At 72.0% G+C, this 13066-nt stretch carries 12 protein-coding genes; 6 read left to right on the forward strand and 6 right to left on the reverse strand.

From position 1 onward, the window contains the following. Positions 1 to 35: 35 nt before the first annotated feature. Positions 36 to 2867 (forward strand): aminomethyl-transferring glycine dehydrogenase, encoded by a 2832-nt coding sequence (gcvP, locus tag EJK15_RS12470; RefSeq protein ID WP_138710546.1) that lies wholly within the window; start codon positions 36 to 38, stop codon positions 2865 to 2867. A 585-nt stretch (positions 2868 to 3452) separates the two neighbouring features. Next, positions 3453 to 4241 carry a tetratricopeptide repeat protein gene (locus EJK15_RS12475; RefSeq protein WP_138710547.1) on the forward strand — a complete coding sequence of 263 codons (789 nt, stop codon included), beginning with the start codon at positions 3453 to 3455 and terminating at the stop codon, positions 4239 to 4241. Positions 4242 to 4466: 225 nt separating this feature from the next. On the opposite strand, the gene EJK15_RS12480 is transcribed toward EJK15_RS12475, so the two are convergent. Then, positions 4467 to 4829, reverse strand: coding sequence for a hypothetical protein (locus EJK15_RS12480; protein ID WP_138710548.1), 363 nt, complete (start codon positions 4827 to 4829; stop codon positions 4467 to 4469). Positions 4830 to 4910: 81 nt separating this feature from the next. Between EJK15_RS12480 and EJK15_RS12485 the strand changes: the two genes are divergently transcribed. Then, on the forward strand, positions 4911 to 5501 hold the full coding sequence (locus tag EJK15_RS12485) for an alpha/beta hydrolase family protein (protein WP_138710549.1): 591 nt from the start codon (positions 4911 to 4913) through the stop codon (positions 5499 to 5501). 1 nt (position 5502) lies between these two features. On the opposite strand, the gene EJK15_RS12490 is transcribed toward EJK15_RS12485, so the two are convergent. Both EJK15_RS12490 and EJK15_RS12495 read right to left on the reverse strand, forming a co-directional pair. After that, positions 5503 to 5694: a DUF5999 family protein gene (locus EJK15_RS12490; RefSeq protein ID WP_138710550.1), complete on the reverse strand. Its 192-nt coding sequence runs from the start codon at positions 5692 to 5694 to the stop codon at positions 5503 to 5505. 197 nt (positions 5695 to 5891) lie between these two features. Further along, positions 5892 to 6452 carry a TetR/AcrR family transcriptional regulator gene (locus EJK15_RS12495; protein WP_171074257.1) on the reverse strand — a complete coding sequence of 187 codons (561 nt, stop codon included), beginning with the start codon at positions 6450 to 6452 and terminating at the stop codon, positions 5892 to 5894. Positions 6453 to 6565: 113 nt separating this feature from the next. On the opposite strand from EJK15_RS12495, the gene EJK15_RS12500 reads away from it, so the two are divergent. Continuing rightward, entirely contained in the window at positions 6566 to 6964 is a 399-nt protein-coding gene (locus EJK15_RS12500; RefSeq protein ID WP_171074258.1) for a hypothetical protein, read from the forward strand. Positions 6965 to 7173: 209 nt separating this feature from the next. Here the strand turns inward: EJK15_RS12500 and EJK15_RS12505 are convergent, their stop codons facing one another. The 3 genes from EJK15_RS12505 to EJK15_RS12515 form a co-directional block, all read right to left on the reverse strand. After that, positions 7174 to 8562: an RNA polymerase sigma factor gene (locus tag EJK15_RS12505; protein ID WP_138710552.1), complete on the reverse strand. Its 1389-nt coding sequence runs from the start codon at positions 8560 to 8562 to the stop codon at positions 7174 to 7176. Positions 8563 to 8740: 178 nt separating this feature from the next. Next, positions 8741 to 9064, reverse strand: coding sequence for a hypothetical protein (locus EJK15_RS12510; protein WP_138710553.1), 324 nt, complete (start codon positions 9062 to 9064; stop codon positions 8741 to 8743). Between the two features lie 43 nt (positions 9065 to 9107). Then, positions 9108 to 10256, reverse strand: coding sequence for an AMP-binding protein (locus tag EJK15_RS12515; RefSeq protein WP_138710554.1), 1149 nt, complete (start codon positions 10254 to 10256; stop codon positions 9108 to 9110). A 99-nt stretch (positions 10257 to 10355) separates the two neighbouring features. Here EJK15_RS12515 and EJK15_RS12520 point away from each other — a divergent pair, with 99 nt between their 5' ends. Together EJK15_RS12520 and menD are read left to right on the forward strand one after the other, a co-directional pair. After that, complete coding sequence (locus EJK15_RS12520; protein ID WP_240776930.1) at positions 10356 to 11249, forward strand: o-succinylbenzoate synthase; 894 nt, start codon at positions 10356 to 10358, stop codon at positions 11247 to 11249. After that, positions 11246 to 12907 carry a 2-succinyl-5-enolpyruvyl-6-hydroxy-3-cyclohexene-1-carboxylic-acid synthase gene (gene menD, locus EJK15_RS12525; RefSeq protein WP_138710555.1) on the forward strand — a complete coding sequence of 554 codons (1662 nt, stop codon included), beginning with the start codon at positions 11246 to 11248 and terminating at the stop codon, positions 12905 to 12907. Before EJK15_RS12520 ends, menD begins: the two co-directional genes overlap by 4 nt. The last annotated feature ends 159 nt before the right edge of the window (positions 12908 to 13066 follow it).

The raw sequence follows: 13066 nt of genomic DNA on the forward strand, positions 1-13066 counted from the left end.
GGCGCCGGTCTCCATCGCCTCGGGAGGCAATCTCCATGATCGACCTGTCAGCTCCGCCGTTCTCATCCAGGCACATCGGCCCCTCGGAATCCGAGCAGCAGCGCATGCTGGAGGCCGTCGGCTTCGAATCCGTGGCGGATCTGGTGGCCGTGGCCGTTCCCGAGGCCATCAGGGCCAAGGACCGGCTCAAGCTGCCCGCCGCCGCCAGCGAGACCGAGGCGATCGCCGAGCTGCGCGCCCTGGCCGACGGTAACCGGGTGCTCACCTCGATGATCGGCCTGGGCTACCACGACACGATCACGCCCGCGGTCATCCGGCGCAACCTGCTGGAGAACCCGGGCTGGTACACCGCGTACACGCCGTACCAGCCGGAGATCTCGCAGGGACGCCTCGAGGCGCTGCTGAACTTTCAGACGGTCGTCGCCGACCTCACCGGCCTGCCCGTCGCCGGCGCCTCCCTCCTCGACGAGGCCACGGCCGCGGCCGAGGCCATGACGCTGGCCAGGCGGGCCGGCAAGTCCAAGAGCGACGTGTTCGTGATCGACGCCGACGCGCTGCCCCAGACCAAGGCCGTGCTCGCCACCAGGGCCGAGCCGCTCGGCATCACGCTCGTGGAGGACTCGCTCGACGGCGCGCTGCCCGAGTGCTTCGGCGTGCTCGTCCAGTACCCGGGAGCCACCGGGCGGCTGCGCGACTTCCGCGCCGTGGCCGCGGCCGCGCACGAGGCGGGCGCGCTCGTCGTGGCCGCCGCCGACCTGCTGGCCCTCACGCTCGTGGCCGCGCCGGGCGAGCTGGGCGCCGACATCGCGGTCGGCTCCTCGCAGCGCTTCGGGGTGCCGTTCGGGTTCGGCGGGCCGCACGCCGCGTACATGTCCGTACGCGAGGGGCTGCAGCGGCAGCTGCCGGGGCGTCTCGTGGGCGTGTCCGTGGACGCCGACGGCGCCCCCGCCTACCGGCTGGCCTTGCAGACCCGCGAGCAGCACATCCGCCGCGAGAAGGCCACCAGTAACATCTGCACCGCGCAGGTCCTGCTCGCCGTCATCGCCGGCATGTACGCCGTCTACCACGGCCCCGACGGGCTGCGCCGCATCGCGCACCGGGTGCACCGGCACGCCGTCGCCCTCGCCGAGGGGCTGCGCCGGGCGGGCCTGGAGGTCGTGCACCGCGAGTTCTTCGACACCGTCCTCGTCCGCGTGCCCGGCCGGGCCGCCGAGGCGGTCTCCGCGGCCGCCGAGCGGGGCGTCAACCTCTGGCAGGCCGACACCGACCACGTCTCCATCGCCTGCGACGAGAAGACCGGCGCCGCCGAGGTGGCCGCGGTGTGGGCGGCGTTCGGCCTCGCGGACACGGACGTGGACATCGAGGGCTGCTCCGACGGGCTGCCGGCCGAGCTGCTGCGCGAGTCGGCCTACCTGACCCACCCGGTCTTCCACAGCCACCACTCCGAGACCGCGATGCTGCGTTACCTGCGCAGGCTGCAGGACAAGGACATCGCGCTCGACCGCTCGATGATCCCGCTCGGCTCCTGCACGATGAAGCTGAACGCGAGCACCGAGATGGAGCCGATCACCTGGCCCGAGTTCGCCGCGATCCACCCGTACGCGCCCGAGGCGCAGGCCGGGGGCTACCTCGAGCTGATCGGCACGCTGGAGCGCTGGCTGGCCGAGATCACCGGCTACGACGCCGTCTCCATCCAGCCGAACGCCGGCTCGCAGGGCGAGTTCGCCGGGCTGCTGGCCATCCGCGCCTACCACCGGGCCAACGGGGCGACCGGGCGCGACGTCTGCCTCATCCCGTCCTCCGCCCACGGCACCAACGCGGCGAGCGCCGTGATGGCCGGCATGCGCGTCGTGGTCGTGGCCTGCGACTCCGACGGCAACGTGGACATGGGCGACCTCGACGCCAAGATCGCCAAGCATCGCGACGCGCTGGCCGCGATCATGGTGACGTACCCGTCGACGCACGGCGTGTACGAGGAGACCATCACCGAGGTGTGCGCCAAGGTGCACGAGGCCGGCGGCCAGGTGTACGTCGACGGTGCCAACCTCAACGCGCTGGTCGGGCTGGCCAAGCCGGGCGAGTTCGGGGCCGACGTGTCCCACCTCAACCTGCACAAGACGTTCTGCATTCCGCACGGCGGCGGCGGCCCCGGCGTGGGGCCCGTCGCGGTCCGCGGCCACCTGGCGGCCTACCTGCCCGGCCACCCGCTGCGCGACGGCACGGCGGTGGGGCCCGTCTCGGCGGCCCCGTACGGGTCGGCGGGGATCCTGCCGATCTCGTGGGCGTACATCAGGATGATGGGCTCGGACGGCCTCACGGCTGCGACCGAGCAGGCCATCCTGTCGGCGAACTACCTGGCGCGGCGCCTGACCCCCCACTACCCGGTGCTGTACACGGGGCGGGGCGGGCTGGTGGCGCACGAGTGCATCATCGACCTGCGGCAGATCACCAAGGAGACCGGCGTCACCGTGGACGACGTGGCCAAGCGGCTCATCGACTACGGCTTCCACGCGCCCACCATGTCGTTCCCCGTGGCTGGGACGCTGATGATCGAGCCGACCGAGAGCGAGGACCTCGCCGAGCTGGACCGGTTCGCGGACGCGATGATCGCCATCCGGGGGGAGATCTCCAAGGTGGCGTCCGGCGACTACGACAAGGCCGACAACCCGCTGCGCAACGCGCCGCACACGGCCGCGTCGGTCACCGCCGACGAGTGGGAGCACCCTTACCCGCGCAGTGAGGCGGCCTACCCGGTGCCGTCGCTGCGTGACGGCAAGTACTGGGTGCCGGTGCGGCGGATCGACCAGGCGTACGGCGACCGCAACCTGGTCTGCTCCTGCCCGCCGCTGGAGGCATACGAGGACTGAGGGCCCTGCGGGCGTGGGACCCTCGTCGCTTCGCGTACGAGGACTGAGAGCCCTGCGGGCGTGCACGGGTTCACAGGGCGTTCGGGGCGGCGTCGCTCAAGCCGGCACGGGCCAGTCCTTCAGCGTCAACTGAGCAGACATGATCGCGAGAAGTCGTTAGGGTATGGACTGTCGCTGGCGCTCGCTATACGAACCTGTGGTTACCGGTGGAACTGTGGCCCGATTTCTCTCGGCCGATCCGATCGGGCTGCGACGTAGGGTAATCGATCGATAATGTTCAGTCACAGCCGGGTGCCTGACTGGCGCCCGGTCCCCGCCCCCATCGGTGTCCGCACCAACGGGACAGCGTCCGGCGGGGCGGTGGCCCAAGAGCCGCACTCCATCCAGGAATGCGGAGTCAGGCCCCGATAACGCGGTTCTCAGCCACGGTCCGCCCGGCTCGCCGGGCGGACGCGGCGTCGGCTTCCACCGGATCGCATCCCGTCCTCGGTCGGCAGGCGACGAGGCTACGCCGGTGTCCGTTTTACTGATGTAAGCACAGAGAACCGAAGACGCTTCGGCGCGACGTCGCCAGAAGGAGCTCTCTTGACATCCTCAGAGCTGGAGACCCCGCCTCTCGATACCGCCCGCCGCCTCGCCGAGGACGGCGACCTCGATGGCGCCGCGGCCATTCTGGGCCGGCTGGTCGCCGACCCGCAGGGTCCCGACCGGGCCCAGGCCGCCGTCGGGCTCGCCGTGGTGCTGGAGGAGCGCGGCGACGTCGAGGCCGCCAGGGCCGCGGCCAGGACGGCGCTGGCCACCGGGCATCCCGAGTACGCAGCGCAGGCCGCCTGCCATCTGGCGCAGGGGTTCGAGCGCGAGGGGCGCGACGAGCAGGCCAGGGCCGCCTGGCAGGCCGTGCTGGGGGTCGGGACGGCCGCGTACGTGCCGCTGGCCCATCTCGCGCTGGCCCGCCTGGCCGGTGACCTCGCCGAGGCGGAGAAGGAGCTGCGGGCCGCCATGGCGGCGGGAGACGCCCAGGTCGGGGCGCACGCGGCGCGGCAGCTGGCCGACCTGCTGCTGGAGCACGGCGAGCCGGGGATGGCGGCCGACGTCCTCCTGGACGCGCTGGAGGCGGCTCCGGAGGAGGAGGTGCCGGGGCTGCGGGTGCAGCTCGGGATCGCGCATCTGGAGCTGGCCTGCGCCGAGTTCGCCGAGGCCGTGGAGGGCGGGGCCGACGCCCAGACCAGCGCCCTGGCCATCGAGCTGCTGGCCCGCATCCTGCCGCTGCGGGGGCGGGGTGAGGACGCGGACCGGGTCTGGTCGTACGGGCTGAAGCACGAGGACGAGACCCTGGCCGCAGAGGTCCGGCTCCGCTACCACCGCGACTCCTGACCGGCGCGCCTGGACCACCGCCCGCATCCACCGGGGGGCGGCCTCCGGCCCGCCCCGCCCTGGTGAATTCAACGGGGAATGACGTCCGAGAGGCCTTGGCCGCGCTGGCCCGCGGCCTGCCCGCGCGCGTGCCAAAACTGCTGCGGGCGCCGGTGCTGAGGATGTCCTGCCTGACTCGCGTCCCCTGGCGCACCGGCGTTCCGCCCCTCCGCCGTGAGGAGAGCCTCAGCCGCGGCGCATGATGGCAGCGGCGGCGGCCACGTTGATGATCACGATCGCCAGCCAGGTGATCGTCAGCCCCACCATCCCCGCGTTGCCCGCCGCGATCGCCGTCAGCGGGATGCCGAGGCCCATCGAGCCCAGCGCGATCGGGATCATCGCGGCGCCGTGGTTCTCGGACTTGCGCTTCTTGACCTTGTGCGGCTCCGGGCCGTAGTGGTCCAACTCCGCCCGCACGCGGGCGGCGATCGTCTCGTCGAGGCGTTCCACGAACGACTCCACAAGCGCGGATTCGTAGTCTGGTCCGAGATCACGGCGGGCGTCGAGCGTGGCCTGCAGGTCATCCCGGAGGGGGCGCTTGTCTGGCATAGGGTCATCATCCACTGCGAACGGCACGCCGTCATCAGACCTGAGGGCTAAGACGAGATCCTCCCCAGGTACGGTTCTGCCATGGAGGTCATGACCCCGCGCGGGCCCGCGCGGGTCCAGGTGGACGAGGCGGCGCGGCCTCGGCTGCTGCTCGTGCTGACCCACGGGTCGGCCGGGGGAGTGGACGCTCCGGACCTGGTGGCCGTACGCGATGCCGCGCTCGGCGTGGGGGCCAGCGTGGCCAGGGTGTCGCAGGCGTTCAGGGTGGCGGGGGCGCGGGCGCCCGGCTCGCCGGTCAAGCAGGACGAGGCGTGGGAGACCGTCCTGGGGGAGCTTCGTGCGCGATGGCCCGGCCTGCCCGTCGTGCAGGGCGGGCGGAGCAACGGGGCGCGGGTCGCCTGCCGTACGGCCAAGGCGGTCGGCGCTGCGGCGGTGGTGGCGCTGGCGTTCCCGCTGCATCCGCCGGGGAAGCCCGAGCGTTCCAGGGCCGAGGAGCTACGCGGCGCCGGGGTGGATGTGCTGGTCGTCAACGGAGACCGCGATCCCTTCGGGGTCCCCGACGCCGCGGATGCGGCGCGCTTGGTGGTGCTGCCGGGGGAGGGCCACGACCTGAAGCGGGACCCCGCCCGGGTGGGCGAGGTCGTGGCGGAGTGGATCACCCGCTACGCGTGAATCAGGCTGCGCCGACCACCGGCCGGTGCGGGGCGATGGCAGTGCCGCTGGGCAGGAGCTCCCCGGTGTCCTCGAACAGTACGACGCCGTTGCAGAGCAGGCTCCATCCCTGCTCGGGGTGGCAGGCGACGGCGCGTGCCGCCTCGCGGTCGGGCGCCTCGGCATCCGGACAGGCCGGGTCGTGCGGGCACATCGGCGTGCCTCCGATATCTCGTGGGATGCTCCCGTTGAGGGGCGGGAGCGGCTCGGGTTGTTGTCCTGGCAAGTGTGCGGTGTACGTCACATGTTCCGACATAGTCCGTTCGGACTGTTACAGGAGGGTCGCCGAACCGTGTGACCTTCGACACAGCGTGCCTTATGCAGGATAACGGGCCAAGCGTGACACGCGCATCACGTTTGCAAACCCTTGAGAAGAGCATCGAGTCCGCGCTCGAAGTCCACATCGGCTCTTTCATCCCGTCTTACCCACTCGTCGACCTCAGGATCGGCCCAGCCGGACTGCTGCACCTCGACGGCCACGCTGCCGAACACGAACGCCCGCAGCGCGCGTACGGACTCCGCCGCGCTGCCCAGCCCGCCGTCGGCGAGCTGCTCGGTCTGCTCCCTGATGGCGAGGGCCGTGGCGCCCTTGGGCGGTTTCGTGAGCGCCAGAGCCAGGACGCCCGGGTGCTCGCGCAGCAGCTCCCGCTCCGCCCGGCACCACGCCTTGGCCGTCTCCTGCCAGGTCGGGCCCTGCTCCACGTGGACGGTGGTGACGTGCTCGGCCAGGGCGTCCATCAGCGCCTCCTTGCCCCGGGGCAGGTGGTGGTAGATGGCCATGGCCTCCACCTGCAGCGCGTCGCCCAGGCGGCGCATGGTGAGCCGGCGCAGGCCCTGGCTGTCGGCGATGTGGAGAGCGGCCTCGATGATGCGCTCGCGGGACAAGGGGACGGGTGGTCTCTTGGCGGGCATGATGATCATCTTACTATGTAAAGGGCGCCGCGCCGGGCTGATTTCGGATCGTGTCGCGAGACGGCGTACCCTTGGCGATTGAACGACTACCGGCTTGTGAAGGGGCAGATTCGATGGCGTTTTTCCGTCCGCGGGTGAGCCGGGAGGCCGAGGTTCGCTACCACGCGGACCAGGAGATCTCCAAGAGTTACCCCGAGCTGCTCGAGAAGGCCCGGCAGGCCGAGCAGACGCTGAGGGAGCTGCGGGCCGCGGCGGCCGACGAGATCGAGCTGCTGGCCGCGGGGCGGGCGTTCGACAAGGCGCTGACCGACGCGCTGCGGGCGGCCGAGGCCGGCCAGCGGGCCATGTTCGGGGTGAAGGCGTACGACGATCGGATCGCGCGTCGCAAGGCCAAGGCCACGCCGGCCGGGAAGATGTGGACGGCTGAGGTGGACCGGCTGCGGACGTTGCGCGAGGAGAACCGGATGTGGGGCATTCCGAGCGTCCCCCGTCCGCTGCCCGCGACCCGCTGACCTGTCTGCGGATTCACCGGCCGGCTTAAGACCCGTCGGCCGTCGTCGTCGCTGCTCGTGAGCGGCCGTTCGCCCTGAGCGGGTCGGCCGCCGTGCGTGTTGCGCCGGGCTTCGCCGTGCCAGATCTCGCTGACCCGGCGGTCTGAGGGCACGCGTGGGGGTGGCAAATGGAAGAAGCCCCGGTCACGTGATGTGCCGGGGCTCCGGGGTCAGCTGGCCCAGTCGAGCAGCGGGCGGGTGTTGCTCGGGTGGCGCAGCTTGGAGAGCGACTCCTTCTCGAGCTGCCGGATCCGCTCCCGGGTCAGCCCCAGGTGCTTGCCGATCTCGTCCAAGGTGTGCGGCTTGCCGTCCACCAGGCCGAAGCGCAGAGCCATGATCTTCGCCTCCCGGGGGGAGAGGTTTTCGAGCACGCCGCGCAGCTGGTCGCCCAGCAGCTGGCGGTCGACGATCTCCGAGGCCTCCGGTGAGTCGACGTCCTCGATGAGGTCGCCGATCGTGGTCTCCCCGTCCTCGCCGATCGTCGCGTTCAGCGAGATCGGCTGGCGGCTGGTGCGCAGCAGCTCCTCGATCTGGTCGGGAGTCTTGTCCAGCTCGACCGCCAGTTCCTCGGGCGTGGGCTCGCGCCCCAGGCGCTGGTGCATGTCACGCTCGATCCGCGACAGCTTGGAGAGCATCTCCAGCACGTGTACGGGCAGCCGGATCGTCCGGGCCGAGTCGGCGAAGCCGCGCTGGATGGCCTGCCTGATCCACCACATGGCGTACGTGGAGAACTTGAAGCCCTTGGTGTAGTCGAACTTCTCCACGGCTCTGATCAGCCCCAGGTTGCCCTCCTGGACGACGTCCAGCAGGGACATGCCGCGGTCGGTGTACTTCTTGGCGACCGAGACCACCAGGCGGAGGTTGGCCTCCAGCATGTGGTCCTTTGCCCGCCTGCCGTCCTCGACGACCATCCGCAGGTCATCCTGGGCGGCGGGGGACAGCTCGGGGTGGGTCTCCAGCTTGTACTCGGCGTACAGGCCGGCCTCGATCCGCCGGGCAAGCTCGACCTCCTGCGCCGCGGTGAGCAGCGTGCGGCGGCCGATGGACTTGAGGTAGGTGTGCACCGAGTCGCCCATGACCGACTGCGTGTCGTCCAGGTCGACCTGCTCGGTCTCGATCTCGGTGTCGGCGGTGATGACCAGGTCGTCGGGCAGGTCCTCCACGTGCTCCGGCTTGGGCTCGGGCGGGGTGACGCCCTGAGCCGCGTCCGGCGTGGCGTTTTTTGCCTCGGCGGCCGTGCGGCCGGTAGCCTTGGCTCGCGAAGTCGAAGGCTTCTTCGAAGCGGCTGACGCCTGCTCCGCGGCGGACTTCTGCTGAGTGCTCTTCCTGGTTGTGGTCTTCTTGGGGGCGGACTTGCTGAGAGACGGCTCGTTCTCGGCGGCCAGGCTCACGCCGGCCTCCGACAGTTCGCGCAGTATCGTGCGGCCCTCCGAGGGGCTGATCCCGGCATCGGCGAACGCGTCACGCAGCTCCGCCAGAGAAAGGTGACCCTGGGCTCGCCCTCGTTCAAGCAGTTGGTCGAGAGTCGCGGGTGGGGTCGCCACGGCGGTTCTGGGCATGAGGACACCTCCTCCGTACGGAGTAGAACGATCAGGCAGGTTGTGGCAGGGCGCGGCGTCAATGTCCGCACGGCGCACCAGTATCAATAACGCCATTCGCCGTCATTTGTTCCCGCGCGGACGAAAAGCCCGGAAAAGGGGCGGATCGCCCACCGGCGAGCCGCCCGCACGCGGACTCTTACTCGGTCACGTCGATCTCTCCGACCGGGACCTCAGGCATGGGCATGGGCTCGGCGCCTTCCATGCGCTCGTCCGTCCAGTATTCGAGGACCTTGCCGGGGTCGGGGTTGACCTCCTCGGAGACCACGATGTCGTCGTCAGTGGTCTCGGGGGCCGGCTGGTCCGGCTGGCTGGACGGTGACGCCTTCTCCACCACGGCTCTGGTCTCCTTGCTGACCTGATCGAGCTTGCCCGCCGAGGCAGCTGCCGCGACCGAGGCGCCTCCGACGACGATGACGCCGACGACGGCCGCGGATGCCCACATCTTGCGGGTCTGGTTCATGAAGGCTCCCTCCTTCTCCTCACTATGACGCAGCCGCAACTCGTCAGGTTCCTGCCCTAAGTCGTACCAGATCGGTCTTGCCGTTGGGCAGCAGAGGCAGGGCGGCGACGAGGCGCAAGTCGCGCGGGGCGGCATGGGCGGGAAGCCTATCGCGGGAGTATGCCCGCAGTTGGGCAAGCGTTGGGGGTGTGTCGGGGTTGGCGGGCACCACGACGGCCGTGACGAGCTCGCCCCATTCGGGATCGGGCACACCGATCACGGTCACGTCGGCGACCTCGGGATGGGTGCCGAGCACGGCGGTCACGGCGGTGGCCACGACCTTCTCGCCGCCGGTGTTGATGACGTCGTCGGCCCGGCCCAGCACCCGCAGCCGCCCGCCGGTCAGCTCCCCCAGGTCGGAGGTGACGAACCAGCCGCCGTCGAACGGCGCGGGGCCGCCGAAGCGGTAGCCGGAGAACAGCACGGGGCCGGCGATCCTGATCAGGCCGTCGTCACCGACTTTGAGATCTACATTGTAAAGGGGCTGGCCGTCGTACACGCAGCCGCCGCACGTTTCGCTCATCCCGTACGTCGTCACCACCCTCGCGCCGAGGTCCCGGGCCTGCTCCAGCAGGTCGGGCCGGGGCGCGGCGCCGCCGAGCAGGATCGTGCGGAACACCGACAGGTCGGACCCCAGCTCCACGAGCCGGTGCAGCTGGGTGGGCACAAGCGAGACGTGGTCGGCGCCGGAATCCAGGACGGCGCGCGGGTCGAACCGGGCATGGATGATCGGCTCGCTGTCCGACAGCAGGGCACGCACCAGGACCTGGAGGCCGGAGACGTGGGAGACGGGCAGGCAGCACAGCCAGCGCTCGCCCTTGGACGCCTCGACGCGCCGCAGGGAGGCCGCCGCGGAGGCGCGCAGCGCGGTGGCCGGCAGCATCACGCCCTTGGGCGCGCCGGTGCTGCCGCTGGTGGCGATCACGATCGCCACGTCGGCGGGCACGCCCGCGCCGTCGTCCCTGATCGCCCCGTCGACGTGGGTGGGGCGCAGCGCGGCGAGGGCGGCGCCGGCGGCGTGGCCGGGAGGGAGGGGCAGGACGGCGGGGCCGTCGCCGTCGAGCGCGGCCCGGATCGCCGTGAACAGCGCGGGTCCCGGAGGCTGCACAATGGCATGCAGCGGACGGTCCGGATGCGACGGGTTCCTCCACATGCTCGTAAGGTTAATGGCGACACGTCGGACTGCGGCGCAGGGAAAGCGGGGAGGGTCGTGACGCGTTCTCCCGGGGCTCCCGTGGTCTTCCGGATCCCGATGCGCACGCGTTTCCGGGGGCAGACCGTCAGGGAAGGGGTGCTGCTGCCCGGCCCGGCGGGGTGGGGCGAGTTCTCCCCGTTCCCTGAATACGGCCCGCGCGAGTGCGCCCGCTGGCTGGCGTGCGCCCGCGAGGCGGCGTTCGAGGGCTGGCCGGAGCCGGTGCGCGACAGCGTCCCGGTCAACGCGACCGTGCCCGCCGTGGACGCCGAGCAGGCGCATGAGCTGGTGCGGCGCTCGGGCTGCGGCACGGCGAAGGTCAAGGTGGCCGAGCCCGGGCAGACCTTCGACGACGACGTGGCCAGGGTGGAGGCCGTGCGCGACGCGCTGGGCCCCTCGGGTCGGCTGCGGATCGACGTCAACGGCGCGTGGAGCGTCGAGGAGGCCGTGCCGCGGCTGAAGCGGCTCGACCGGTTCGACCTGGAGTACGCCGAGCAGCCGTGCGCCACCCTGGAGGAGCTGGCGGCGGTGCGGCGGGCCTGCGACGTGCCGATCGCGGCCGACGAGTCGATCCGGCGGGCGGACGACCCGCTGCGGGTCAGGGCCGCCGAGGCGGCCGACATCGCGGTGGTCAAGGTGCAGCCCCTGGGCGGGGTGCGCAACGCGCTGCGCGTGGTGGAGGCGTGCGGGCTGCCCGCCGTGGTCTCCAGCGCGGTGGAGACGTCCGTGGGGCTGGCGGCGGGGCTGGCGCTGGCCGCCGCGCTGCCGTCGTTGCCGTACGCGTGCGGGCTCGGCACGATGTCGCTGCTGTCGGGCGACGTGGTGGACGACTCGCTGGTGCCTGTGGACGGATGGCTGGCGGTACGCCGCCCAACAGTGAATCTTCAGCTTTTGTCGGCATTTGAGATTGAATCCCCCCAGTGGCTTCGCCGGATGCAGGAGGCGTCACGTTGAACCCCGCCACCGCGCTGGCCACGGTGCTGGTCGACGAGCTGGTGCGCTGCGGCCTGACCGACGTGGTGCTGGCCCCCGGCTCGCGCTCCGCCCCCCTGGCGCTGGCGCTGCACGCCGAGTCGCGGGTGCGCCTGCACGTGCGCATCGACGAGCGCTCGGCGTCATATCTGGCGCTCGGGCTGGCCAAGCGCGCCGAGCGGCCGGTCGCGCTGATCTGCTCCTCCGGCACCGCCACCGCGAACTTCCACCCGGCCGTGATCGAGGCCGGCGAGTCGGGCGTGCCGCTGCTGGTGCTCACCGCCGACCGCCCGCCCGAGCTGCGCGGCACCGGCGCCAACCAGACGATCGACCAGATCAAGATGTACGGCGCCGCGACCCGCTGGTTCGCCGAGGTCGGCGTGCCGGAGGACCGCCCGGGGCAGGTGGCGTACTGGCGCTCGCTGGCCTGCCGCGCCTACCAGCGCGCCGCGGGCCCGGCCGGCCCCGGCCCGGTGCACCTCAACCTGGCCTTCAGGGAGCCGCTGATCCCCGACGGCGACACCACCTGGTGCGAGCCGCTCGACGGCGGCGCGAACGGCCCCTGGGTGCGGGCCAGGGTCGCGCCCCCGCCGATCGCCCTGCACATCCCGCCGACCCGGCGCGGCGTGCTGGTCGTCGGCGACGGCGCCGCGAACGTGCGCCGCTACGTGGCCGCCGCCGGCATGGCGGGCTGGCCGGTGCTGTCGGAGCCGAACGGCGGCGCCCGCTACGGCGACCACGCCATCTCGACCTACCACTACCTGCTGGGCACCCCCGAGTTCGCCGACACCCACCGGCCCGACGTGGTGGTCACGCTCGGCCGCCCCGGGCTGTCGCGGCCGCTGCTGTCGTGGCTGAAGCGGGCCGAGGAGCACATCGTGGTGGCGCCCGACCTGGACCGCTGGCCCGACCCGACCAGGTCGGCCACGCAGGTGGCGCAGGCGGTGGAGATCCCCGTCGCCTCCGGCGACGACAGCTGGCTGCACGCCTGGCGGCAGGCCGACCAGGCGGCCAGGGCGGCCGTGGACGAGGTGCTCGACACCTCGGGCACCAGCGAGCCGCGCCTGGCCAGGGACCTGGTGGACGCGCTGCCCAACGGGGCGCTGCTGTTCTGCGGGTCATCGATGCCGATCCGCGACCTGGACCAGGCGATGCGGCCGCGGCGCGGCATCAGGCTGATGGCCAACCGGGGCGCCTCCGGCATCGACGGGCTGGTGTCGGCCGCGATGGGGGCGGCGCTCGCGCACAACGGGCCCGCCTTCGCGCTGCTCGGCGACCTGACGTTCCTGCACGACCAGAACGGGCTGATCCTGGGGCCCCGCGAGCCCCGGCCGGACCTGTGCTTCGTGGTCGTGAACAACGACGGCGGCGGCATCTTCTCGCTCCTGCCCCAGGCGGCGGTGCGCGACCCGTTCGAGCGGGTCTTCGGCACGCCGCACGGGGTCGACCTCGGGTACACCGCGGCCGCGACGGGGACGCCGTACACGCTGGTGTCGGACATCGCCGACCTGCAGAAGGCGCTGCGCGGCGAGGGGCCGCGCGTGGTCGAGGTGCGCACTGACCGCGAGGAGAACGTCCTCGTGCACGCCCGCCTGCGCGACGCGGCGCAGGAGGCCGTCCGCGCCGGCCTGGGTCACTAGCCGCCGAGCGTGTCGAGCAGGCGGTTGAGCGGGCTGTCCAGGCCGTAGCGGTCGGCCAGGCGCACGAGCGCCTCGGGGTCGCGCGGCTTGGCCGGCAGGGCCAGGTCGGCGGCCGGGAGCGGGGCGTCGGGGGCCACCTCGACGCTGTCTCTTATACAC

It is taken from the genome of Nonomuraea basaltis, from assembly GCF_005893125.1.
Classification (GTDB): domain Bacteria; phylum Actinomycetota; class Actinomycetes; order Streptosporangiales; family Streptosporangiaceae; genus Nonomuraea; species Nonomuraea basaltis.

Bases quoted from the DNA above. Each gene is read 5' to 3' on its own strand.
- EJK15_RS12515 (WP_138710554.1), bottom strand. From the start codon at position 10,256: ATGTGGAGGAACCCGTCGCATCCGGACCGTCCGCTGCATGCCATTGTG.
- EJK15_RS12480 (WP_138710548.1), bottom strand. From the start codon at position 4,829: ATGCCAGACAAGCGCCCCCTCCGGGATGACCTGCAGGCCACGCTCGAC.
- EJK15_RS12510 (WP_138710553.1), bottom strand. From the start codon at position 9,064: ATGAACCAGACCCGCAAGATGTGGGCATCCGCGGCCGTCGTCGGCGTC.
- EJK15_RS12500 (WP_171074258.1), top strand. From the start codon at position 6,566: ATGGCGTTTTTCCGTCCGCGGGTGAGCCGGGAGGCCGAGGTTCGCTAC.
- EJK15_RS12485 (WP_138710549.1), top strand. From the start codon at position 4,911: ATGGAGGTCATGACCCCGCGCGGGCCCGCGCGGGTCCAGGTGGACGAG.
- EJK15_RS12520 (WP_240776930.1), top strand. From the start codon at position 10,356: ATGCGCACGCGTTTCCGGGGGCAGACCGTCAGGGAAGGGGTGCTGCTG.
- EJK15_RS12490 (WP_138710550.1), bottom strand. From the start codon at position 5,694: ATGTGCCCGCACGACCCGGCCTGTCCGGATGCCGAGGCGCCCGACCGC.
- gcvP (WP_138710546.1), top strand. From the start codon at position 36: ATGATCGACCTGTCAGCTCCGCCGTTCTCATCCAGGCACATCGGCCCC.
- EJK15_RS12495 (WP_171074257.1), bottom strand. From the start codon at position 6,452: ATGCCCGCCAAGAGACCACCCGTCCCCTTGTCCCGCGAGCGCATCATC.
- EJK15_RS12505 (WP_138710552.1), bottom strand. From the start codon at position 8,562: ATGCCCAGAACCGCCGTGGCGACCCCACCCGCGACTCTCGACCAACTG.